The 17,921-nt window shown below is 34.8% G+C and carries 30 protein-coding genes; 1 reads left to right on the top strand and 29 read right to left on the bottom strand.

The window, feature by feature from the left end; genetic code table 11:
* The first annotated feature begins 33 nt into the window (after window positions 1-33).
* A complete protein-coding gene (locus EJA19_RS04320) occupies window positions 34-558 on the top strand; it encodes a YceI family protein (RefSeq protein ID WP_125467099.1) in 525 nt (174 codons plus the stop codon).
* Here the strand turns inward: EJA19_RS04320 and EJA19_RS04315 are convergent.
* The 29 genes from EJA19_RS04315 to rplB form a co-directional block, all read right to left on the bottom strand.
* Window positions 555-1,469 (bottom strand): dimethylarginine dimethylaminohydrolase family protein, encoded by a 915-nt coding sequence (locus tag EJA19_RS04315; protein ID WP_125467098.1) that lies wholly within the window; start codon window positions 1,467-1,469, stop codon window positions 555-557. The genes EJA19_RS04320 and EJA19_RS04315 overlap by 4 nt on opposite strands.
* A gap of 64 nt (window positions 1,470-1,533) precedes the next feature.
* Window positions 1,534-2,820 (bottom strand): citrate synthase, encoded by a 1,287-nt coding sequence (locus EJA19_RS04310; RefSeq protein ID WP_125467097.1) that lies wholly within the window; start codon window positions 2,818-2,820, stop codon window positions 1,534-1,536.
* 185 nt (window positions 2,821-3,005) lie between these two features.
* On the bottom strand, window positions 3,006-4,298 hold the full coding sequence (gene eno / locus EJA19_RS04305) for a phosphopyruvate hydratase (protein WP_125467096.1): 1,293 nt from the start codon (window positions 4,296-4,298) through the stop codon (window positions 3,006-3,008).
* Window positions 4,299-4,446: 148 nt separating this feature from the next.
* The gene (carA, locus tag EJA19_RS04300; RefSeq protein ID WP_125467095.1) at window positions 4,447-5,553 is read right to left on the bottom strand and encodes a glutamine-hydrolyzing carbamoyl-phosphate synthase small subunit; all 1,107 of its coding nucleotides are present in this window, start codon (window positions 5,551-5,553) and stop codon (window positions 4,447-4,449) included.
* Window positions 5,554-5,658: 105 nt separating this feature from the next.
* Window positions 5,659-6,132 (bottom strand): 50S ribosomal protein L17, encoded by a 474-nt coding sequence (gene rplQ / locus EJA19_RS04295; RefSeq protein ID WP_125467094.1) that lies wholly within the window; start codon window positions 6,130-6,132, stop codon window positions 5,659-5,661.
* A 65-nt stretch (window positions 6,133-6,197) separates the two neighbouring features.
* Window positions 6,198-7,190, bottom strand: a complete 993-nt coding sequence (locus EJA19_RS04290; RefSeq protein WP_125467093.1) for a DNA-directed RNA polymerase subunit alpha — start codon at window positions 7,188-7,190, stop codon at window positions 6,198-6,200.
* 97 nt (window positions 7,191-7,287) lie between these two features.
* Window positions 7,288-7,893 (bottom strand): 30S ribosomal protein S4, encoded by a 606-nt coding sequence (gene rpsD, locus EJA19_RS04285; RefSeq protein ID WP_125467092.1) that lies wholly within the window; start codon window positions 7,891-7,893, stop codon window positions 7,288-7,290.
* 168 nt (window positions 7,894-8,061) lie between these two features.
* Window positions 8,062-8,445 carry a 30S ribosomal protein S11 gene (gene rpsK, locus EJA19_RS04280; protein ID WP_125467091.1) on the bottom strand — a complete coding sequence of 128 codons (384 nt, stop codon included), beginning with the start codon at window positions 8,443-8,445 and terminating at the stop codon, window positions 8,062-8,064.
* Between the two features lie 114 nt (window positions 8,446-8,559).
* The gene (rpsM, locus tag EJA19_RS04275; protein WP_125467090.1) at window positions 8,560-8,934 is read right to left on the bottom strand and encodes a 30S ribosomal protein S13; all 375 of its coding nucleotides are present in this window, start codon (window positions 8,932-8,934) and stop codon (window positions 8,560-8,562) included.
* A gap of 2 nt (window positions 8,935-8,936) precedes the next feature.
* Window positions 8,937-9,053: a type B 50S ribosomal protein L36 gene (gene ykgO, locus EJA19_RS04270; protein WP_013305171.1), complete on the bottom strand. Its 117-nt coding sequence runs from the start codon at window positions 9,051-9,053 to the stop codon at window positions 8,937-8,939.
* Window positions 9,054-9,057: 4 nt separating this feature from the next.
* On the bottom strand, window positions 9,058-9,273 hold the full coding sequence (gene infA / locus EJA19_RS04265; RefSeq protein ID WP_125467089.1) for a translation initiation factor IF-1: 216 nt from the start codon (window positions 9,271-9,273) through the stop codon (window positions 9,058-9,060).
* A gap of 9 nt (window positions 9,274-9,282) precedes the next feature.
* Window positions 9,283-10,629 carry a preprotein translocase subunit SecY gene (gene secY, locus EJA19_RS04260; RefSeq protein ID WP_125467088.1) on the bottom strand — a complete coding sequence of 449 codons (1,347 nt, stop codon included), beginning with the start codon at window positions 10,627-10,629 and terminating at the stop codon, window positions 9,283-9,285.
* 14 nt (window positions 10,630-10,643) lie between these two features.
* The gene (gene rplO, locus EJA19_RS04255; RefSeq protein ID WP_125467087.1) at window positions 10,644-11,096 is read right to left on the bottom strand and encodes a 50S ribosomal protein L15; all 453 of its coding nucleotides are present in this window, start codon (window positions 11,094-11,096) and stop codon (window positions 10,644-10,646) included.
* A gap of 12 nt (window positions 11,097-11,108) precedes the next feature.
* Window positions 11,109-11,291: a 50S ribosomal protein L30 gene (gene rpmD / locus EJA19_RS04250; protein WP_125467086.1), complete on the bottom strand. Its 183-nt coding sequence runs from the start codon at window positions 11,289-11,291 to the stop codon at window positions 11,109-11,111.
* Between the two features lie 12 nt (window positions 11,292-11,303).
* Window positions 11,304-11,828, bottom strand: coding sequence for a 30S ribosomal protein S5 (gene rpsE / locus EJA19_RS04245; RefSeq protein WP_125467085.1), 525 nt, complete (start codon window positions 11,826-11,828; stop codon window positions 11,304-11,306).
* A 7-nt stretch (window positions 11,829-11,835) separates the two neighbouring features.
* The gene (gene rplR, locus EJA19_RS04240; RefSeq protein WP_125467084.1) at window positions 11,836-12,192 is read right to left on the bottom strand and encodes a 50S ribosomal protein L18; all 357 of its coding nucleotides are present in this window, start codon (window positions 12,190-12,192) and stop codon (window positions 11,836-11,838) included.
* 10 nt (window positions 12,193-12,202) lie between these two features.
* Window positions 12,203-12,745 carry a 50S ribosomal protein L6 gene (gene rplF, locus EJA19_RS04235; RefSeq protein WP_125467083.1) on the bottom strand — a complete coding sequence of 181 codons (543 nt, stop codon included), beginning with the start codon at window positions 12,743-12,745 and terminating at the stop codon, window positions 12,203-12,205.
* Window positions 12,746-12,758: 13 nt separating this feature from the next.
* Window positions 12,759-13,157, bottom strand: coding sequence for a 30S ribosomal protein S8 (gene rpsH, locus EJA19_RS04230; protein WP_125467082.1), 399 nt, complete (start codon window positions 13,155-13,157; stop codon window positions 12,759-12,761).
* A 74-nt stretch (window positions 13,158-13,231) separates the two neighbouring features.
* The gene (rpsN, locus tag EJA19_RS04225; RefSeq protein ID WP_046756854.1) at window positions 13,232-13,501 is read right to left on the bottom strand and encodes a 30S ribosomal protein S14; all 270 of its coding nucleotides are present in this window, start codon (window positions 13,499-13,501) and stop codon (window positions 13,232-13,234) included.
* A 4-nt stretch (window positions 13,502-13,505) separates the two neighbouring features.
* A complete protein-coding gene (gene rplE, locus EJA19_RS04220; RefSeq protein ID WP_125467081.1) occupies window positions 13,506-14,057 on the bottom strand; it encodes a 50S ribosomal protein L5 in 552 nt (183 codons plus the stop codon).
* Between the two features lie 2 nt (window positions 14,058-14,059).
* Window positions 14,060-14,371, bottom strand: coding sequence for a 50S ribosomal protein L24 (gene rplX / locus EJA19_RS04215; RefSeq protein ID WP_125467080.1), 312 nt, complete (start codon window positions 14,369-14,371; stop codon window positions 14,060-14,062).
* A gap of 12 nt (window positions 14,372-14,383) precedes the next feature.
* Window positions 14,384-14,752, bottom strand: coding sequence for a 50S ribosomal protein L14 (rplN, locus tag EJA19_RS04210; protein WP_036121793.1), 369 nt, complete (start codon window positions 14,750-14,752; stop codon window positions 14,384-14,386).
* 2 nt (window positions 14,753-14,754) lie between these two features.
* A complete protein-coding gene (rpsQ, locus tag EJA19_RS04205) occupies window positions 14,755-15,012 on the bottom strand; it encodes a 30S ribosomal protein S17 (RefSeq protein WP_125467079.1) in 258 nt (85 codons plus the stop codon).
* 14 nt (window positions 15,013-15,026) lie between these two features.
* Window positions 15,027-15,218, bottom strand: a complete 192-nt coding sequence (gene rpmC, locus EJA19_RS04200; protein WP_125467078.1) for a 50S ribosomal protein L29 — start codon at window positions 15,216-15,218, stop codon at window positions 15,027-15,029.
* A 13-nt stretch (window positions 15,219-15,231) separates the two neighbouring features.
* Window positions 15,232-15,657, bottom strand: coding sequence for a 50S ribosomal protein L16 (rplP, locus tag EJA19_RS04195; protein WP_125467077.1), 426 nt, complete (start codon window positions 15,655-15,657; stop codon window positions 15,232-15,234).
* A gap of 20 nt (window positions 15,658-15,677) precedes the next feature.
* Entirely contained in the window at window positions 15,678-16,382 is a 705-nt protein-coding gene (gene rpsC / locus EJA19_RS04190; RefSeq protein WP_125467076.1) for a 30S ribosomal protein S3, read from the bottom strand.
* Window positions 16,383-16,391: 9 nt separating this feature from the next.
* Window positions 16,392-16,799, bottom strand: coding sequence for a 50S ribosomal protein L22 (rplV, locus tag EJA19_RS04185; protein WP_125467075.1), 408 nt, complete (start codon window positions 16,797-16,799; stop codon window positions 16,392-16,394).
* Window positions 16,800-16,805: 6 nt separating this feature from the next.
* On the bottom strand, window positions 16,806-17,084 hold the full coding sequence (rpsS, locus tag EJA19_RS04180; protein ID WP_125467074.1) for a 30S ribosomal protein S19: 279 nt from the start codon (window positions 17,082-17,084) through the stop codon (window positions 16,806-16,808).
* 6 nt (window positions 17,085-17,090) lie between these two features.
* Entirely contained in the window at window positions 17,091-17,918 is an 828-nt protein-coding gene (gene rplB, locus EJA19_RS04175; protein ID WP_125467073.1) for a 50S ribosomal protein L2, read from the bottom strand.
* Window positions 17,919-17,921 lie beyond the last annotated feature (3 nt).

Genomic DNA, 17,921 nt, shown 5'->3' with positions numbered 1-17,921 from the left:
ATTTACTTTTAAGTGTAAATAAACACTTTAGTTATGAAAACTTACTTGAGTATTCTCTTCTGTTCTATGTGTATAACGTTCTCTTACACACAAGACATCCTTCCTAAAGATTCTAAAGTTGAATTTAAAATAAAAGGTGGTGGAATTTTTAATGTAAAAGGGTCTTTTAAAGGCATGAAAGGAGACTTTAGGTTTACCCCTGAGAGTCTGGAAAATTCTGCTTTTAATATCTGTATCGATGCCTCAACTGTAAATACTGGTAATGACAAAAGGGATGCCCATTTAAAAAATCCTGATTTTTTTGAAGTATCAACGTATCCAAATATCTGTTTTAAATCTACATCCGTCACTAAAACAAATAAAGGGTATTCAACTACAGGTAATTTAAGCATGCATGGGGTTTCTAAAACGGTTAGTATTCCTTTTACTTTTAAAAACAACACGTTTAAAGGCCAATTAACTATAAACCGATTTCATTACAATATTGGTAACGATATTGGCACGTTTAAAGTTGGCGAAGAAGCTGAAGTGACTATTATTTGCGCTGTAAAAGATTAATCTCTAATAAGCGGCAATGTACTACAACGCAGCAATCCTTCCTGTTTAGCTATTTCGGCATAAGGCACTTCTTCAACAGTAATACCTTGCTCGCGTAACCAAGTATTTAATCGTGTAAAGTTTTTTTCTGAAATTACAACATCTTCAGAGATAGAAAATATATTGCTATTCATGTTGTACATTTCATCTTTAGTAATTTCAAAAACGTTGTCTTTACCAAAAAAATCGACTAACCATTGATATTCTTCTTCAACTAAAAATCCATTTTTATGAATAATCGCTTTATCCTTTCCTACCGGTTGAAAACAGCAATCTAAATGAAGGGCGTTTTCTTTTGGATTTGTATTAGATTTTCGCAATTCAAATGATTTTACTGTTTTATTTGGAAAAAGTGCTTTTATCGCATCAACAGCTTTTGTATTTGTTCTTGCGGTAATATAATCGGGATAATCTTTACCCGAATAAGTTCCTATAAAAACATAATCGTTCCAAGGCATAACATCGCCACCTTCAATATGACAATCTTCTGGTAAAATAACTATATCCTCCTTAGGAATTTGTTTAATGACATGTTGAATGGCTTGATATTCTTTATCGCGGTCTGGTAGGATATTGGCTTTTATAAATTTATCATCAATAACAAAAGCAATATCTCTTGAAAAAATTTGATTGTAATCTGTTATAATATCTGGCCTGTAAACTGTAACATCATACTTTTTTAAAACCTGAACGACAGCTTCCATTTCCTTAATCATATCAGATTCTTTAGGATAAGTACCAGCTTTTATATGCTGAAGCGATTTAGGATCGTAAGTATCTTCAATTTTAGGAATTGGCCCATTGCTTTCTGCTGTACCTAAAACAACTGCTCGTAGTCTAGACGTTTCGTTTTTAACATGTAACTTCAACATAAAGGAAATAAAATAAAAAAAGCTTCATAATGCCTATGAAGCTTTTTAATTTATAAAATGTATTTTATCTGTTTTCTATAGTTTTAAAATCTCTATGGTTCTCGCCAATGTAAACTTGTCTTGGACGACCAATTGGTTCTTTTCTCAATCTCATTTCTCTCCATTGTGCAATCCAACCTGGTAGTCTACCTAAGGCAAACATTACTGTAAACATTTCTACTGGAATGCCCATAGCACGATAAATAATTCCTGAGTAAAAATCTACGTTTGGATAAAGTTTACGTTTTACAAAGTAGTCATCTTCTAAAGCTTCTTTTTCTAAACCTTTAGCAATATCTAAAATTGGATCTTCTACACCTAAATCACCTAACACTTCATCGGCAGATTTTTTAATAATTCTTGCGCGTGGGTCGAAGTTTTTATAAACACGGTGACCGAATCCCATTAAACGGAATGGATCTTCTTTGTCTTTTGCTTTACCCATGTATTTTTTAGTATCGCCACCATCTTCTTTAATACCTTCTAACATTTCTAGAACAGCTTGGTTAGCACCACCATGTAATGGTCCCCAAAGCGCAGATATTCCAGCAGATAAAGACGCAAATAACCCAGCATGTGATGAACCAACTATTCTGACAGTAGATGTTGAACAGTTTTGCTCATGATCGGCATGAAGAATTAATAGCTTATCTAAAGCGTTTACTAATATCTCGCTCTGTTGGTATTCTTTATTAGGCTTTTCAAACATCATTTTTAGGATGTTTTCTACATATCCTAAGTCTTCGCTACCGTAGTTAAGTGGCAACCCTTGCTTTTTACGCATGGTCCATGCTACTAAAACAGGGAATTTACCTAAAATTCTAACAATAGCATTATACATATCTTCTTCGGACTCTACATTTACAGAAGATGGGTTAAATGCTGTTAACGCACTTGTTAATGATGCTAAAACGCCCATTGGATGTGCCGATTTTGGAAAAGCATCTAATATCTTTTTCACATCGTCATCTACGACAGAGTGTTTTTTAATATCACCATGAAACTTATCTAATTGCTCTTGTGTTGGCAGTTCTCCAAAAATTAATAAATATGCTACTTCTAAGAAATCGGCTTTTTCGGCAAGGTCTTCAATAGAATATCCTCTGTATCTTAAAATTCCTTTTTCTCCATTAAGAAATGTTATAGCACTTTCACATGATCCTGTGTTTTTATAACCTGGATCTATGGTAGTAACTCCACCTGTAACTCCTCTTAGCGTTTTAATATCTATGGCGACTTCATTTTCTGTCCCAGTAATTAAAGGAAATTCATGCTTTTGGCCATTAATTTCTAATGTAGCTTTATCTGACATATGTCTGTTATATTTTATTAATTTGACGTTTTTTTGAAAGTGTCACAAATTTAAGAAATATCTAAGGATTTATGAAGTAACTTAGTAAAGGTTTTAGCTATTAAGAAATTGTTAAAAACTATGCATAAAAAAAGCGATTATTGAAAGATCAATAACCGCTTTTAATTTTTAAACTGATGATGTTTTTAATTTACTTTAAATGCTTTCTCCTTAGGGTAAAAAGCAATATCGCCTAATTCTTCTTCTATTCTTAGTAGTTGGTTATATTTTGCCATACGGTCGCTTCGTGAAGCAGAACCTGTTTTTATTTGCCCTGTATTTAAAGCTACAGCCAAATCGGCAATGGTATTATCTTCGGTTTCTCCAGATCTATGAGACATAACAGACGTGTAACCAGCATTATGCGCCATATTAACAGCTGCAATGGTTTCGGTTAAAGTTCCTATTTGATTTACTTTAATCAAGATAGAATTAGCAATACCATTTTCAATTCCTCTAGATAAACGCTCTACATTTGTAACAAATAAATCATCTCCTACAAGCTGTACTTTATCGCCCACTTTTTCGGTTAAGAGCTTCCATCCATCCCAATCGTTTTCGTCCATACCATCTTCAATAGAAATAATTGGATATTTTGCACATAAATCGGCTAGATATTGTGCTTGTTCTTCAGATGTTCTTACTTGTCCTTTATCGCCTTCAAATTTTGTGTAATCGTATTTACCATCAACATAAAACTCTGCCGAAGCACAATCTAAAGCAATCATGACTTCATCGCCTAATTTATATCCTGCTTTATCTACAGCTTTAGCTATGGTATCTAAGGCGTCTTCTGTTCCGCCTTCTAATGTCGGCGCAAAACCACCTTCATCTCCTACTGCGGTGCTTAAACCCCTATCGTGAAGTACCTTTTTTAGGTTATGAAAAATTTCGGTTCCCATTTGCATAGCATGTGTAAAATTCTTTGCTTTTACAGGCATAACCATAAATTCTTGGAATGCAATTGGTGCATCGCTATGAGAACCACCATTAATAATGTTCATCATAGGAACTGGCAACGTTTTGGCTGAAACACCGCCAACATAACGATACAATGGCATGTTTAATTCGTTTGCTGCAGCTTTGGCAACTGCCAAGGACACACCAAGGATAGCATTAGCTCCTAATTTTGATTTATTAGGTGTTCCGTCGATCTCAATCATAATTTGATCGATTAAAGCTTGCTCTAAAACCGATACTCCTAAAAGCTCTTGTGCTATTATAGTATTTACATTTTCTACGGCTTTTAAAACACCTTTCCCCATATAATTATCGCCTCCATCGCGTAATTCTACAGCTTCGTGTTCTCCTGTTGATGCTCCTGAAGGAACAGCAGCTCGTCCTAAAATACCGTTTTCGGTAACCACATCAACTTCTACAGTTGGGTTTCCTCTTGAATCTAATATTTGTCTTGCATGAATGTTTACTATAATACTCATAAGTTCTATTTAATTACTATTCTAACAAATTTACAAAATACTTGCGCTTCTTGTTAATAGCTTAATTATTATTCAATTTAAATTTAACGATAATGTTTTCGTATCAAAAAAACCTCAAAGAATTTCGGTAATCTTTGAGGTTTCTTTATTATTCATTCTTGATATTCTCCATAAACTGGTCAAATAAATACGACGCATCATGTGGTCCAGGACTAGCTTCTGGGTGATATTGAACTGAAAAACAGTTTTTATTTTTCATTTTAATACCTGCTACGGTGTCATCGTTAAGATGAACATGTGTAATCTCGATATCTGGATGATTTTCGGTGTCTTCTCTATTAATAGCAAAACCGTGATTTTGTGAGGTTATTTCGCCATTTCCTGTAACTAAGTTTTTAACAGGATGGTTAATCCCGCGGTGGCCATTGTGCATTTTATACGTTGATATTCCATTAGCCAATGCGATAACTTGATGCCCTAAACAAATACCAAATAAAGGTAAATTTCTTTCTAAAACTTCTTTAGCTAAGGTTTGTGCTTCTTGTAATGGCTCTGGATCTCCAGGACCATTAGATAAGAAATAACCATCTGGGCTCCAAGCCTGCATCTCCTCAAAAGATGTATTATAAGGGAACACTTTTATATAGGCATCTCTTTCTGCAAAGTTTCTAAGGATATTGGTTTTAATACCAATATCTAATGCAGCTATTTTATAGGTGGCATTTTCATTACCAAAATAATAAGGCTCTTTGGTTGATACTTTAGAGGCTAACTCTAACCCATTCATATTCGGTACATCGGCCAATTGCTTTTTAAGTCCTTCAATATTATCTACATCTGTTGATATAACGGCGTTCATAGCACCATTGTCTCTAATGTAACTAACTAAAGCTCTTGTATCGACATCTGAAATAGCTAATAGGTTATGTTTATTTAAGAATTCTTCTAAAGAAAAATCGGCATTAACCCTTGAATATTCGTAACTAAAGTTTCTACAGATTAAACCTGCAATCTTTATGGAATCGGATTCTACTTCTTCATTATTTGCGCCATAGTTACCTATATGTGCATTTGTGGTAACCATTAGTTGACCGTAGTATGATGGATCTGTAAAAATTTCTTGATACCCTGTCATACCTGTATTAAAGCATATTTCTCCAAAAGAAGTTCCTTCTTTTCCTCCAACCGATTTACCATAAAAAATGGTACCATCGGCTAGTAAAATAAGTGCTTTATCTCTTTTCTTGTACTTCATTGTGCTGTGTTGTTGTTTTGTTTTGAAAAAAGGTTTTGCAAAATTGCATAAAAAAAAGGATAAACTAAAATAGTTTATCCTTTATGTTATCATGCTAAAAACATTTTATTCTTCTTCGTTAGTAGCTTCTGGCTTAGCTGCTGCTGCAGTAGGTTTACTACCACCGCCTCTTCTACTTCTACGAGTTTTCTTTTTAGCTGTTCCAGATGGGTTATAAGTATCGTTGTAATCAACTAACTCGATCATTGCCATGTCTGCATTATCACCTAAACGATTACCTAATTTAATAATTCTAGTGTATCCGCCTGGTCTATCCCCAACTTTAGGAGCTACTTCTCTAAAAAGCTCTGCTACGGCATCTTTTTGTCTTAATTTAGAAAATACGACTCTTCTATTGTGAGTTGTGTCTTCTTTAGACTTAGTTACTAATGGCTCAACAAATTGTTTAAGCGCTTTAGCTTTTGCTACGGTAGTATTAATACGTTTGTGTTCGATTAAAGAACAAGCCATATTAGCAAGCATTGCTTTTCTATGAGCTGTTTTTCTACCTAAGTGGTTAAATTTCTTTCCGTGTCTCATGACGTTTAAATTTCGCTTTCATCTTGCTTCAATCCACGATAGGAGAGCAAATTATGAAGCATTTATTATTCTTTATCTAATTTATACTTTGATAAATCCATACCAAAACTTAATCCTTTTACACTAACTAACTCTTCTAGTTCTGTTAATGATTTTTTTCCAAAGTTTCGGAATTTCATTAAATCGTTCTTATTGTATGATACTAAATCTCCTAGAGTATCTACTTCGGCTGCTTTTAAACAGTTTAAAGCACGTACAGAAAGATCCATGTCTACTAATTTAGTTTTAAGTAGTTGTCTCATGTGAAGTGATTCTTCATCATAAGTTTCTGTTTGTGCAATTTCATCGGCTTCAAGCGTTATTCTTTCATCAGAGAATAACATGAAGTGATGAATTAATGTTTTAGCAGCTTCGGTTAAAGCATCTTGTGGATTTATAGAACCATCTGTAATAATTTCAAAAACTAATTTTTCGTAATCTGTTTTTTGTTCTACACGATAGTTTTCAATACTATACTTTACATTCTTTATAGGAGTGTAAATAGAATCGGTAAAAATGGTACCTATTGGTGCAGATGCTTTTTTGTTTTCTTCTGCAGGTACATATCCTCTTCCTTTTTCTATAGTAATTTCCATGTTAATGTTAACCTTAGAATCTAAGTTACATATAACTAATTCTGGGTTTAACACTTGGAATCCTGAGATAAATTTTTGGAAATCGCCAGCAGTAATTTGCTCTTGTCCAGAAATTGCTATTGATACAGATTCGTTATCAACATCCTCTATTTGTCTTTTAAAACGTACTTGTTTTAAATTAAGGATAATTTCGGTAACATCTTCTACAACACCTGAGATGGTAGAAAATTCGTGATCAACACCTTCAATTCTTACTGATGTGATTGCAAAACCTTCTAAAGAAGATAATAACACACGTCTAAGGGCATTTCCTACTGTTAATCCGTAACCAGGCTCTAAAGGACGGAATTCGAATTTACCTTCGAAATCTGTCGAGTCGATCATGATTACTTTATCTGGTTTCTGAAAATTAAATACAGCCATTTGTTTTCTTCGTTTTAATTGTTATTTAGTTGCGCGGTTTATAAGTTTGAAGAAGTACGAATAAACCCTTTGGCTAAATACCAATGTTGTTAATTTATTATTTAGAATATAATTCGACGATGAATTGCTCGTTGATATTTTCAGGAATTTGAAGTCTAGCAGGAACTGAAACATATGTTCCTTCTTTTTGTTCGTTATTCCAAGTAATCCATTCGTATACGTTGCTTGAATTTGCTAACGAGTTATTGATAGCTTCAAGTGATTTTGATTTTTCTCTTACACCTACAACATCGCCAGCTTTTAATTGGTAAGAAGGAATGTTTACTAACTCACCATTTACAGTAATGTGTCTGTGAGAAACTAATTGTCTAGCGCCACGACGAGAAGGAGAGATTCCCATTCTAAATACGACGTTGTCTAATCTAGACTCGCATAATTGCAACAATACTTCACCTGTAATTCCAGGAGCTGCTGTTGCTTTTTTAAACATGTTTCTAAATTGACGCTCTAAGATACCGTAAGTGTACTTAGCTTTTTGCTTTTCTTGCAATTGGATTGCGTATTCAGATTTTTTTCCACGACGTTTATTTGCACCGTGTTGACCTGGAGGATAGTTTCTTTTCTCGAAAGATTTATCTTCTCCAAAAATAGCTTCTCCAAATTTACGAGCTATTTTAGTTTTAGGACCAGTATATCTTGCCATTTTAATTAATTTTAGAGTGATTATTGAATTAAGGTCTTAGTCTTATCCTTCGATAATCGTTAATCTCTTGTTATACTTGTTTAAATTTTTTCAGTTTGCAAATTTACATATAAAAAAATTAATATCAACTATTTAGAACAGTTGATATTAATTTGAGGTTACATGTAATTAAACTCTTCTGCGTTTTGGAGGTCTACATCCGTTATGTGGTAATGGTGTAACATCTATAATTTCTGTTACTTCAATACCTGCATTATGAATAGAACGAATAGCAGATTCTCTACCATTTCCAGGACCTTTAACGTAAACTTTTACTTTTTTCAATCCTGCCTCTTGTGCTACTCCTGCAGCATCTTCAGCAGCTAATTGAGCAGCGTAAGGTGTGTTTTTCTTAGATCCTCTAAATCCCATTTTACCAGCTGATGACCATGAAATTACGTCACCTTTTTTGTTGGTAAGAGAGATGATTATGTTATTGAAAGAAGCTGTAATATGAGCTTCTCCAACTGCGTCTACAATAACTTTACGTTTCTTTGTATTTGACTTTGCCATATTAAATATTAGTTTTTAGTTGTTAGTTTATAGTTATTAGAATCCTAAACATTTCTATTTCAAGCAGATTCGTCTAACTTCTAAATACTAATGACTAACGTCTCAAAAAAATTATTACTTAGTTGCCATTTTCTTGTTAGCAACTGTTTTTCTTTTACCTTTTCTTGTTCTAGAGTTGTTTTTAGTACGTTGACCTCTTAATGGAAGTCCCGCTCTATGACGAATTCCTCTGTAACATCCTATATCCATTAATCGCTTAATGTTTAATTGTGTTTCAGAACGTAGCTCACCTTCAATAGTATAGTTTGCTACAGCAGCACGAATGCTACTAATTTGATCGTCGTTCCAATCTTGAACTTTGGTGTTTTCATCAACTTTAGCTTCTGCTAAAATGTCTTTTGCTCTACTTTTTCCTACACCATAGATGTAAGTTAAAGAGATAACACCTCTTTTGTGTTTTGGTATGTCTACACCTGCAATTCTTGCCATAATTATCCTTGTCTTTGTTTGAATCTAGGATTCTTTTTGTTGATTACGTAAAGTCTACCTTTTCTACGCACGATTTTACAATCTGCACTTCTTTTTTTTACTGATGCTCTTACTTTCATAGTATTAGTATCTATAAGTTATTCGAGCCTTAGTTAAATCGTAAGGACTCATTTCTAATTTTACTTTGTCTCCTGGTAACAATTTTATGTAGTGCATTCTCATTTTTCCTGAGATATGAGCTGTCACTATGTGACCGTTCTCTAACTCTACGCGAAACATTGCGTTAGACAATGCTTCTATAATTGTTCCATCTTGTTCTATAGGTGCTTGTTTTGCCATAGTATTTTTTTAAGCGACTGCTTTTCTATTTTTACCTGTTTTCATCAAGCCATCATAATGTCTATTCAACAAATAAGAGTTTACTTGTTGCATGGTATCGATTGCAACTCCTACCATAATCAACAATGATGTTCCTCCAAAAAATAGTGCCCAACCAGATTGTACATTTAACACCTTAACAATAATAGCAGGGAAAATTGCTATTAGGGCTAAGAATATAGATCCTGGTAAGGTTATTTGAGACATTATTTTATCTAAATATTCCGACGTTTCGCTACCTGGCCTTATACCTGGTATAAATCCGCCGCTTCGTTTTAAATCATCAGCCATTTTGTTTGTTGGTACTGTAATTGCCGTATAGAAGTATGTAAATACTATAATTAATAAGGCAAATACTAAATTATACCAAAACCCAAATATGTCAGCAAACTGAGTTTGCAACCATTGTCCTACAGCAGAATCTTTCATTAAAGATGTTCCGCCTATTAAACCTGGCACAAACATAATAGCTTGAGCAAATATAATTGGCATTACTCCAGAAGCATTTAACTTTAATGGAATATATTGTCTTGATCCAAATACATTTTTCTCGTAGCCACCAGAAGCTGTTCTTCTAGCATATTGAACGGCTATTTTTCTTACAGCCATTACTAGCATTATAGAAGCTAGGATTATCACTAACCAAATTACCAATTCAAAAAGGATTAACATAACATTGTTTCCTTCTAATCTTGAAGAGGCATTTTGTAAGAATGCTTTAGGTAATGTTGCAATAATACCTACCATAATTAATAGGGATATACCATTACCAATTCCTTTATCAGTGATTTTTTCACCTAACCACATTGCAAATATACAACCTGTTACTAAAATAACTATAGATGAAAAATAGAATAATCCTCCTGTTCCTAATAAAAAGGCACTTTGAGGAATTCCAAATGCTGTTGGTAAACTAGCTAAGTATCCTGGTGCTTGCACCAAACAAATAGCAATGGTTAACCAACGTGTAATTTGAGTGATTTTCTTTTGACCACTAGCGCCTTCTTTTTGTAGTTTTTGTAAGTAAGGAATAGCTATTCCCATTAACTGTACCACAATAGAAGCCGAAATGTAAGGCATAATACCTAAAGCAAAAACCGATGCATTTGCAAATGCTCCTCCGGTAAACGCATTAAGTAATCCTAACAATCCTGTTTCTGTATTGCTTTGTAAGCTCTCTAATTGAGCAGCATCAATACCAGGTAAAACTACTTGTGCACCAAAACGGTAAACTAATAACAGACCTAGGGTTACTATAATTCTGTTTCTTAGTTCTTCTATTTTCCAAACGTTCTTTATTGTTTCTATAAACTTCATGCGCTTAAACGTGATTATAAAGTTACAACTTCACCACCAGCACCTTCAATAGCTGCTTGAGCTGACGCAGTAAACTTATGAGCAGATACTTTTACTTTTGATTTTAATTCGCCTCTTCCTAAGATTTTTACTAGATCGTTTTTTCTAGCTAATCTTAAAGAAACCATAGTTTCAAAATCTAAAGTATCGGTAATCTTTTTATCGTCTACTAATTGTTGTATAGTATCTAAGTTTACACCTTGATAGCTTACACGGTTTCTATTAGTAAAACCAAATTTAGGCACACGTCTTTGTAGTGGCATTTGTCCACCTTCAAATCCTATTTTCTTAGAGTATCCAGAACGAGACTTTGCTCCTTTGTGACCTCTTGTTGCTGTGCCACCTTTTCCAGATCCTTGTCCGCGTCCAACACGCTTTGCGTTGTTATTAACTGAACCTTCAGCAGGTTTTAAATTACTTAAATCCATTTCAGTATCTTATTATTTTGTTTCTTCTATAGAAACTAAATGTTTAACTTTATTAACCATACCAAGGATGTTTGGTGTGGCATCGTGCTCAACTACTTGACCAATTTTTTTAAGCCCTAATGCTTCAAGGGTTCTTTTTTGTCTTTGGGTACGGTTGATTGCACTTTTTACTTTTGTAACTTTAATCTTTGCCATCGTTATCCTTTATTAACCTTTATACAATTTCTCAAGAGAGATTCCTCTTTCTCTAGCAACTGCTTTAGCATCTCTTAATTGAAGTAACGCATCGAAAGTTGCTTTTACCACATTATGTGGGTTAGATGACCCTTGAGATTTTGATAATACATCATGTACACCAACTGCTTCTAATACAGTTCTTACAGCACCACCAGCAATAACTCCGGTACCAGGGGCAGCAGGAATAATGTTTACTCTTGCTCCGCCGTATTTACCTTTTTGCTCGTGTGGTAGTGTTCCTTTCACTAATGGAATACGAACTAAGTTTTTCTTAGCGTCTTCTACAGCTTTAGAAATAGCACTTGCTACGTCTTTAGACTTTCCTAAACCGTGTCCAACAACACCTGCTTCGTTACCAACTACTACAATTGCTGAGAAACCAAATGCTCTACCACCTTTAGTTACTTTTGTTACTCTTTGTACACCAACTAAACGATCTTTAAGATCTAATCCACCTGGTTTTACTAATTCTGCGCTTTTATATTTTTGATACATAATATATTTAGAATTTAAGTCCTGCTTCTCTAGCTCCTTCAGCTAATGATTTTACTCTTCCGTGATATAAGTACCCACCTCTATCAAAAGAAATGGTTTCTACACCTGCTTTAAGGGCTTTTTCTGCAACCGACTTCCCTACTAATGTAGCAACTTCAGTTTTGGTTCCTTTAGCAGAACTAATTTCTTTATCTCTTGATGATGATGATGCAATGGTTTTTCCTGTTACATCGTCAACTATTTGAGCATAAATTTCTTTATTACTTCTAAAAACAGATAGTCTTGGTCTAGCTTCAGTTCCAGAAACTATTTTACGAACTCTGTTTTTTATTCTTTGTCTTCTTTCGTTCTTTGTTAATGCCATAACTTAATTATTATGCTGATTTACCTGCTTTTCTTCTAATTTGTTCACCAACAAATTTCACTCCTTTTCCTTTATAAGGTTCTGGCTTACGGAAAGAACGAATTTTTGCCGCTACTTGTCCTACAAGTTGTTTATCATGCGATGTTAACTTGATAATTGGGTTCTTTCCTTTTTCAGAGATAGTTTCCACTTTTACCTCTGGTGCAAGATCTAAAACGATATTATGAGAGAAACCTAAGGCTAAATCTAATTTTTGTCCTTGATTACTTGCTCTATATCCTACACCTACTAACTCTAATTCTTTTGTCCAACCTTTAGAAACACCTTCAATCATGTTATTGATTAAAGCTCTGTACAAACCGTGTTTCGATTTTTCATCTTTTTTCTCAGAAGAACGTTCAACCGTTAAATTTCCTTCTTCAACTTTTATTGATACAGCTGAAAATTCTTGGGTTAGTTCTCCTAACTTCCCTTTTACTGTAACAACGTTATCTTTAACGTCTACTGTTACTCCTTCTGGGATTGCTATTGGGCTATTACCTATTCTTGACATTTTTTTCAGCTTTTTAGTATACGTAACACAATACTTCTCCACCAACGTTTGCTTGTTGTGCTTGTTTTCCTGTCATAACTCCATGAGAGGTAGAAACAATTGCAATTCCAAGACCATTTAAAATACGTGGCATTTCTTTTGAACCTGAGTATTTACGTAAACCTGGTTTACTTATTCTCTGTATTTTTTTAATTACAGACTCTTTGGTGTCTTTGTTATACTTAAGGGCAATTTTTATTACTCCTTGAGCAGACGAGTCGTCAAATTTATAACTTAAAATAAATCCTTGATCGAATAATATTTTAGTTATTTCTTTCTTTAAGTTAGATGCTGGAATCTCTACCACTCTGTGGTTTGCTCGCACAGCATTTCTAATTCGCGTTAAATAATCCGCAATTGGATCTGAATACATAGTTATTTAATTTCGGTAACGGTTTTTAATATTGTCTTTCAACATTAAACCTGAGACCAGTTTATATTTGTTTTTTACCAGCTAGCTTTCTTAACTCCAGGTATTAACCCTTTGTTAGCCATCTCTCTGAACATTACACGTGAGATACCAAATTGTCTCATGTAACCTTTTGGTCTTCCAGTTAGTTTACAACGGTTGTGCATACGTACTGGAGAAGCATTTTTTGGTAACTTTTGTAGTGCTTCGTAATCGCCAGCTTCTTTTAAAGCTTTGCGTTTTTCTGCATATTTAGCTACTGTTTTTGCTCTTTTTACCTCACGGGCTTTCATTGATTCTTTAGCCATAGTATTAATTCTTTTTAAAAGGTAATCCTAATTCTGTTAATAATGATTTTGCCTCTTTATCGGTTTCTGCGCTAGTTACAAATGTAATATCCATTCCAGAAACTTTGTTTACCTTATCGATATCAATTTCTGGGAAGATAATTTGTTCAGTAACTCCTAGGTTATAATTACCTCTACCGTCAAAACCTGTGGCTTTAATACCATTAAAATCTCTTACACGTGGAAGTGCCGATGTTATTAAACGATCTAAAAATTCGTACATACGCTCTCCACGTAAAGTAACTTTAGCTCCAATAGGCATTCCTTTACGAAGTTTAAATGATGCAACGTCTTTTTTAGACATAGTTGCAACAGCCTTTTGTCCTGTTATAGCAGAAAGCTCGTCGATAGCATGATCGATTAACTTTTTGTCTGCAACAGCAGCGCCAATACCTCTAGATAAAACTATCTTTTTTAGTTTAGGAACTTGCATTACGTTGTTATAACCAAATTCCTCTGTAAGAGCTGAGATTACTCTGCTCTTGTACTCTTCTTTAAGTCTCGGTGTATATGCCATAACTAAATTACTTCATTAGATTTTTTGGAAAATCTTACTTTCTTGTCTCCTTCCATTCTGTATCCTACTCGTGTTGTTTCTCCTTTAGCGGTTAACAATGATAAGTTAGATATGTGAATAGCTGCTTCTTTTTCAACGATTCCTCCTTGAGGGTTTTGTGCACTTGGTTTTGTGTGTTTCTTCACCATGTTCACACCTTCAACAATCGCCTTGTTTTTATCTTTGTATACTTTAAGTACTTTACCTTCTGATCCTTTATGATCTCCAGCTACTACTTTTACAGTATCTCCTGATTTGATTTTAAGCTTTGTCATTTTATAATTTCATTAAAGCACTTCTGGTGCTAATGATACAATTTTCATGAATTGTTTATCACGAAGTTCTCTTGCTACAGGTCCAAATACACGTGTTCCTCTCATTTCACCTTGTGGGTTTAAAAGGACACAAGCATTATCGTCGAACCTAATATAAGATCCATCTGGACGACGTACTTCTTTTACAGTACGTACTACTACTGCTGTAGAGACAGCACCTTTTTTGATATTTCCGTTAGGAGTGGCTTCTTTTACAGAAACAACTATTTTATCTCCTACAGAGGCATATCTTCTTTTAGTACCACCAAGAACGCGTATTGTTAATACTTCCTTAGCTCCGGTGTTATCTGCTACTTTTAATCTTGATTCAGTCTGTACCATAATTACTTCGCTCTTTCAATTATTTCAACTAATCTCCAACATTTGGATTTACTCATGGGTTTTGTTTCCATGATTTTTACAGTATCTCCAATGTTACAATCGTTTGTTTCGTCGTGTGCAACGTACTTTTTCGTTTTTAATACGAATTTTCCGTACATAGGGTGTTTTACCTTTTTTACCTCAGAAACCACAATCGACTTCTGCATTTTATTACTGGTAACTACACCTATACGTTCTTTTCTTAAATTTCTTGTTTCCATATTCTACTGCAGAATTATTGTAAATCTCTTTTAGTTAATTCGGTTGCAATTCTAGCTACTGTACGTCTTGCAGCACGTAACTGAATTGGGTTCTCTAAAGGAGAAATAGTATGAGCCATTTTTAACTCTGAATAGCTCTGTTTTGTTTCACTAAGTTTCTCTTGCAACTCAGCAACAGATAATTCTTTAATTTCTGATTGTTTCATAATATCAAATAAATTATGCTTCGTGTTCGTAATCTCTTGCAACAACAAACTTAGTTCTTACTGGTAGTTTTTGTGCTGCTAATCGTAATGCTTCTTTAGCTGTTTCTAAAGGTACACCACCTACTTCAAACAACATTCTACCAGGTTTAACAACTGCTGCCCAATATTCTACGGCACCTTTACCTTTACCCATACGTACTTCAAGAGGTTTCTTTGTAATTGGCTTATCTGGGAATATTTTAATCCAGATAGATCCTTCTCTTTTCATGTAACGTGTAGCGGCAATACGCGCTGCTTCTATTTGACGTGCTGTTATAAACTTAGCGTCTAAAGATTTTATTCCAAAAGAACCGCTTGTTAATCTATGCCCTCTTCCGGCATTTCCTTTCATGCGTCCTTTTTGTTGCTTACGAAATTTTGTTTTCTTAGGCTGTAACATGTTCTTTCTTGTTTAAAAAATTACTTTCTACGACGGGATTTTCCGCGTCCACCTTTTCCTTGCTTCTTAGACAATCCAACAAGCGGAGAAAGCTCTCTTTTTCCATATACTTCACCTTTCATGATCCACACTTTTACACCTAATCTACCATAAGTAGTATGTGCTTCTACAAGTGCATAATCAATATCGGCTCTAAATGTTGATAAAGGAATACGTCCTTCTTTGTAGTGTTCGCTACGTGCCATTTCAGCGCCGTTTAAACGACCACTAATTTGAATTTTAATTCCTTCAGCATTCATTCTCATAGTGGCAGCGATAGCCATTTTAATAGCACGACGGTAAGAAATACGATTCTCGATTTGACGTGCAATACTTGCTGCTACTAGGTGCGCATCTAGTTCCGGTCTTTTAATTTCAAATATGTTTATTTGAACTTCTTTACCTGTAATTTTTTTAAGCTCTTCTTTTAACTTGTCTACCTCTTGACCGCCTTTACCAATTATGATACCTGGACGAGCCGTAGTGATAGTAACGGTTACAAGTTTAAGTGTACGCTCGATAATTACTCTTGATACACTAGCTTTTGATAGACGTGCATGGATATACTTTCTAATCTTGTCGTCTTCGGCAAGTTTATCTCCATAATCGTCGCCACCGAACCAGTTAGATTCCCATCCTCTGATAATTCCTAAGCGGTTTCCTATTGGATTTGTTTTTTGTCCCATACCTCTATCTTAACTTTGTGTTTTATTATTCGCATCCACCACTAATGTAACGTGGTTTGAACGTTTTCTAATTCTGTGAGCACGACCTTGTGGAGCTGGACGCAATCTTTTAAGCATTGCTCCTCCGTCTACTCTTACTTCTTTCACATAAAGCTCAGCTGCTTCAATATCGGCGTCTTCATTTTTTGCTTGCCAGTTGGCAATAGCCGATAATAAAAGTTTCTCTAAACGATTTGATGCCTCCTTTTGGCTAAATCTTAAGATATTTAGAGCTTTTTCCACGCGTTCGCCTCTTACTAAATCAGCTACTAAACGCATTTTTCTTGGAGACGTAGGACAGTTATTAAGCTTAGCGAAAGCAATTTGCTTTTTCTGTTCCTTAATAGCGTCTGCCATTTGTTTTTTACGACTTCCCATAGCTTATTACCTTTTTCCTTTGTTTTTAGCACCAGCGTGTCCACGGAATGAACGTGTTGGTGAAAATTCTCCTAATTTATGTCCTACCATGTTTTCTGTTACATATACTGGCACGAATTGACGTCCGTTATGCACAGCTATCGTTTGTCCAACAAAATCTGGAGTAATCATACTGGCTCTTGACCAAGTTTTGATTACGGTTTTCTTACCAGACTCAACATTGGCCTGAACTTTTCTTTCTAATTTATAATGAACGTAAGGTCCTTTTTTTAATGATCTTGCCATGTCTTATTATTTCTTTCTACGTTCTACAATATATTTGTTACTTGCCTTAGTTTTAGAACGCGTTCTATAACCTTTAGCTGGCAATCCTTTTCTTGAGCGAGGGTGTCCTCCAGAAGAACGTCCTTCACCACCACCCATTGGGTGATCAACTGGGTTCATTACTACTGGTCTTGTTCTTGGTCTTCTACCTAACCAACGTGTTCTACCAGCTTTACCAGCTACAAGTAATTGATGATCTGAATTTGACACAACGCCTATTGTTGCCATACAAGATCCAGGAACCATACGTGTTTCTCCAGAAGGCAATTTAATAGTAGCAAATCTACCTTCTCTTGCCATTAATTGAGCAAAGGCTCCAGCTGAACGCGCCATTACAGCACCTTGTCCTGGTCTTAACTCAACACATGAAATAATTGTTCCTAATGGAATTTTATTTAATGGCATAGCGTTACCGATTTCAGTTGGTACATTTTCGGTATTCGAAACCACTTTTTGTCCAACTTGAAGACCGTTTTGCGCGATAATATATCTCTTTTCACCATCTTCATATTTTAATAAAGCGATGAATGCAGTTCTGTTTGGATCGTACTCGATAGACATAACTTCTGCAGATACTCCTGCTTTGTTACGTTTAAAATCGATGATACGATAACGTTTCTTATGACCACCACCTATGTAGCGCATGGTCATTTTTCCTTGACTGTTTCTACCACCAGATCTTTTTTTCGGAGCAAGTAAACTTTTCTCCGGCTTATCAGTAGTAATGGCGTCATACCCATTAACTACTCTAAAACGCTGACCTGGCGTGATTGGTTTTAATTTCTTTACTGACATTTT

The organism is Mangrovimonas spongiae, from assembly GCF_003944795.1.
Taxonomy (GTDB): Bacteria; Bacteroidota; Bacteroidia; order Flavobacteriales; family Flavobacteriaceae; genus Mangrovimonas; species Mangrovimonas spongiae.
Note: the sequence above shows the minus strand (reverse complement) of the source record. Positions and strands in the feature narration are given on the sequence as shown.

Excerpts from the sequence above, each read along its gene's own strand:
- EJA19_RS04320 (WP_125467099.1), top strand. The coding sequence starts at position 34 with ATGAAAACTTACTTGAGTATTCTCTTCTGTTCTATGTGTATAACGTTC.
- eno (WP_125467096.1), bottom strand. The coding sequence starts at position 4,298 with ATGAGTATTATAGTAAACATTCATGCAAGACAAATATTAGATTCAAGA.
- rpsD (WP_125467092.1), bottom strand. The coding sequence starts at position 7,893 with ATGGCAAGATATACTGGTCCTAAAACTAAAATAGCTCGTAAATTTGGA.
- rplV (WP_125467075.1), bottom strand. The coding sequence starts at position 16,799 with ATGGGAAGTCGTAAAAAACAAATGGCAGACGCTATTAAGGAACAGAAA.
- rpsE (WP_125467085.1), bottom strand. The coding sequence starts at position 11,828 with ATGTATCAAAAATATAAAAGCGCAGAATTAGTAAAACCAGGTGGATTA.
- ykgO (WP_013305171.1), bottom strand. The coding sequence starts at position 9,053 with ATGAAAGTAAGAGCATCAGTAAAAAAAAGAAGTGCAGATTGTAAAATC.
- rpmD (WP_125467086.1), bottom strand. The coding sequence starts at position 11,291 with ATGGCAAAGATTAAAGTTACAAAAGTAAAAAGTGCAATCAACCGTACC.
- rplN (WP_036121793.1), bottom strand. The coding sequence starts at position 14,752 with ATGGTACAGACTGAATCAAGATTAAAAGTAGCAGATAACACCGGAGCT.
- rpsM (WP_125467090.1), bottom strand. The coding sequence starts at position 8,934 with ATGGCAAGAATTGCAGGTGTAGACATACCAAAACACAAAAGAGGTGTT.
- EJA19_RS04290 (WP_125467093.1), bottom strand. The coding sequence starts at position 7,190 with ATGGCTGTATTTAATTTTCAGAAACCAGATAAAGTAATCATGATCGAC.
- rplX (WP_125467080.1), bottom strand. The coding sequence starts at position 14,371 with ATGACAAAGCTTAAAATCAAATCAGGAGATACTGTAAAAGTAGTAGCT.
- EJA19_RS04315 (WP_125467098.1), bottom strand. The coding sequence starts at position 1,469 with ATGTTGAAGTTACATGTTAAAAACGAAACGTCTAGACTACGAGCAGTT.
- EJA19_RS04310 (WP_125467097.1), bottom strand. The coding sequence starts at position 2,820 with ATGTCAGATAAAGCTACATTAGAAATTAATGGCCAAAAGCATGAATTT.
- rpsC (WP_125467076.1), bottom strand. The coding sequence starts at position 16,382 with ATGGGACAAAAAACAAATCCAATAGGAAACCGCTTAGGAATTATCAGA.
- rpmC (WP_125467078.1), bottom strand. The coding sequence starts at position 15,218 with ATGAAACAATCAGAAATTAAAGAATTATCTGTTGCTGAGTTGCAAGAG.
- rplE (WP_125467081.1), bottom strand. The coding sequence starts at position 14,057 with ATGGCATATACACCGAGACTTAAAGAAGAGTACAAGAGCAGAGTAATC.
- rplO (WP_125467087.1), bottom strand. The coding sequence starts at position 11,096 with ATGGATTTAAGTAATTTAAAACCTGCTGAAGGTTCAGTTAATAACAAC.
- carA (WP_125467095.1), bottom strand. The coding sequence starts at position 5,553 with ATGAAGTACAAGAAAAGAGATAAAGCACTTATTTTACTAGCCGATGGT.
- rplB (WP_125467073.1), bottom strand. The coding sequence starts at position 17,918 with ATGTCAGTAAAGAAATTAAAACCAATCACGCCAGGTCAGCGTTTTAGA.
- rpsQ (WP_125467079.1), bottom strand. The coding sequence starts at position 15,012 with ATGGAAACAAGAAATTTAAGAAAAGAACGTATAGGTGTAGTTACCAGT.
- infA (WP_125467089.1), bottom strand. The coding sequence starts at position 9,273 with ATGGCAAAACAAGCACCTATAGAACAAGATGGAACAATTATAGAAGCA.
- rplR (WP_125467084.1), bottom strand. The coding sequence starts at position 12,192 with ATGGCATTAACAAAGAACGAAAGAAGACAAAGAATAAAAAACAGAGTT.
- rpsN (WP_046756854.1), bottom strand. The coding sequence starts at position 13,501 with ATGGCTAAAGAATCAATGAAAGCCCGTGAGGTAAAAAGAGCAAAAACA.
- rplQ (WP_125467094.1), bottom strand. The coding sequence starts at position 6,132 with ATGAGACACGGAAAGAAATTTAACCACTTAGGTAGAAAAACAGCTCAT.
- rpsK (WP_125467091.1), bottom strand. The coding sequence starts at position 8,445 with ATGGCAAAGTCAAATACAAAGAAACGTAAAGTTATTGTAGACGCAGTT.
- secY (WP_125467088.1), bottom strand. The coding sequence starts at position 10,629 with ATGAAGTTTATAGAAACAATAAAGAACGTTTGGAAAATAGAAGAACTA.
- rpsH (WP_125467082.1), bottom strand. The coding sequence starts at position 13,157 with ATGTATTCAGATCCAATTGCGGATTATTTAACGCGAATTAGAAATGCT.
- rpsS (WP_125467074.1), bottom strand. The coding sequence starts at position 17,084 with ATGGCAAGATCATTAAAAAAAGGACCTTACGTTCATTATAAATTAGAA.
- rplP (WP_125467077.1), bottom strand. The coding sequence starts at position 15,657 with ATGTTACAGCCTAAGAAAACAAAATTTCGTAAGCAACAAAAAGGACGC.
- rplF (WP_125467083.1), bottom strand. The coding sequence starts at position 12,745 with ATGTCAAGAATAGGTAATAGCCCAATAGCAATCCCAGAAGGAGTAACA.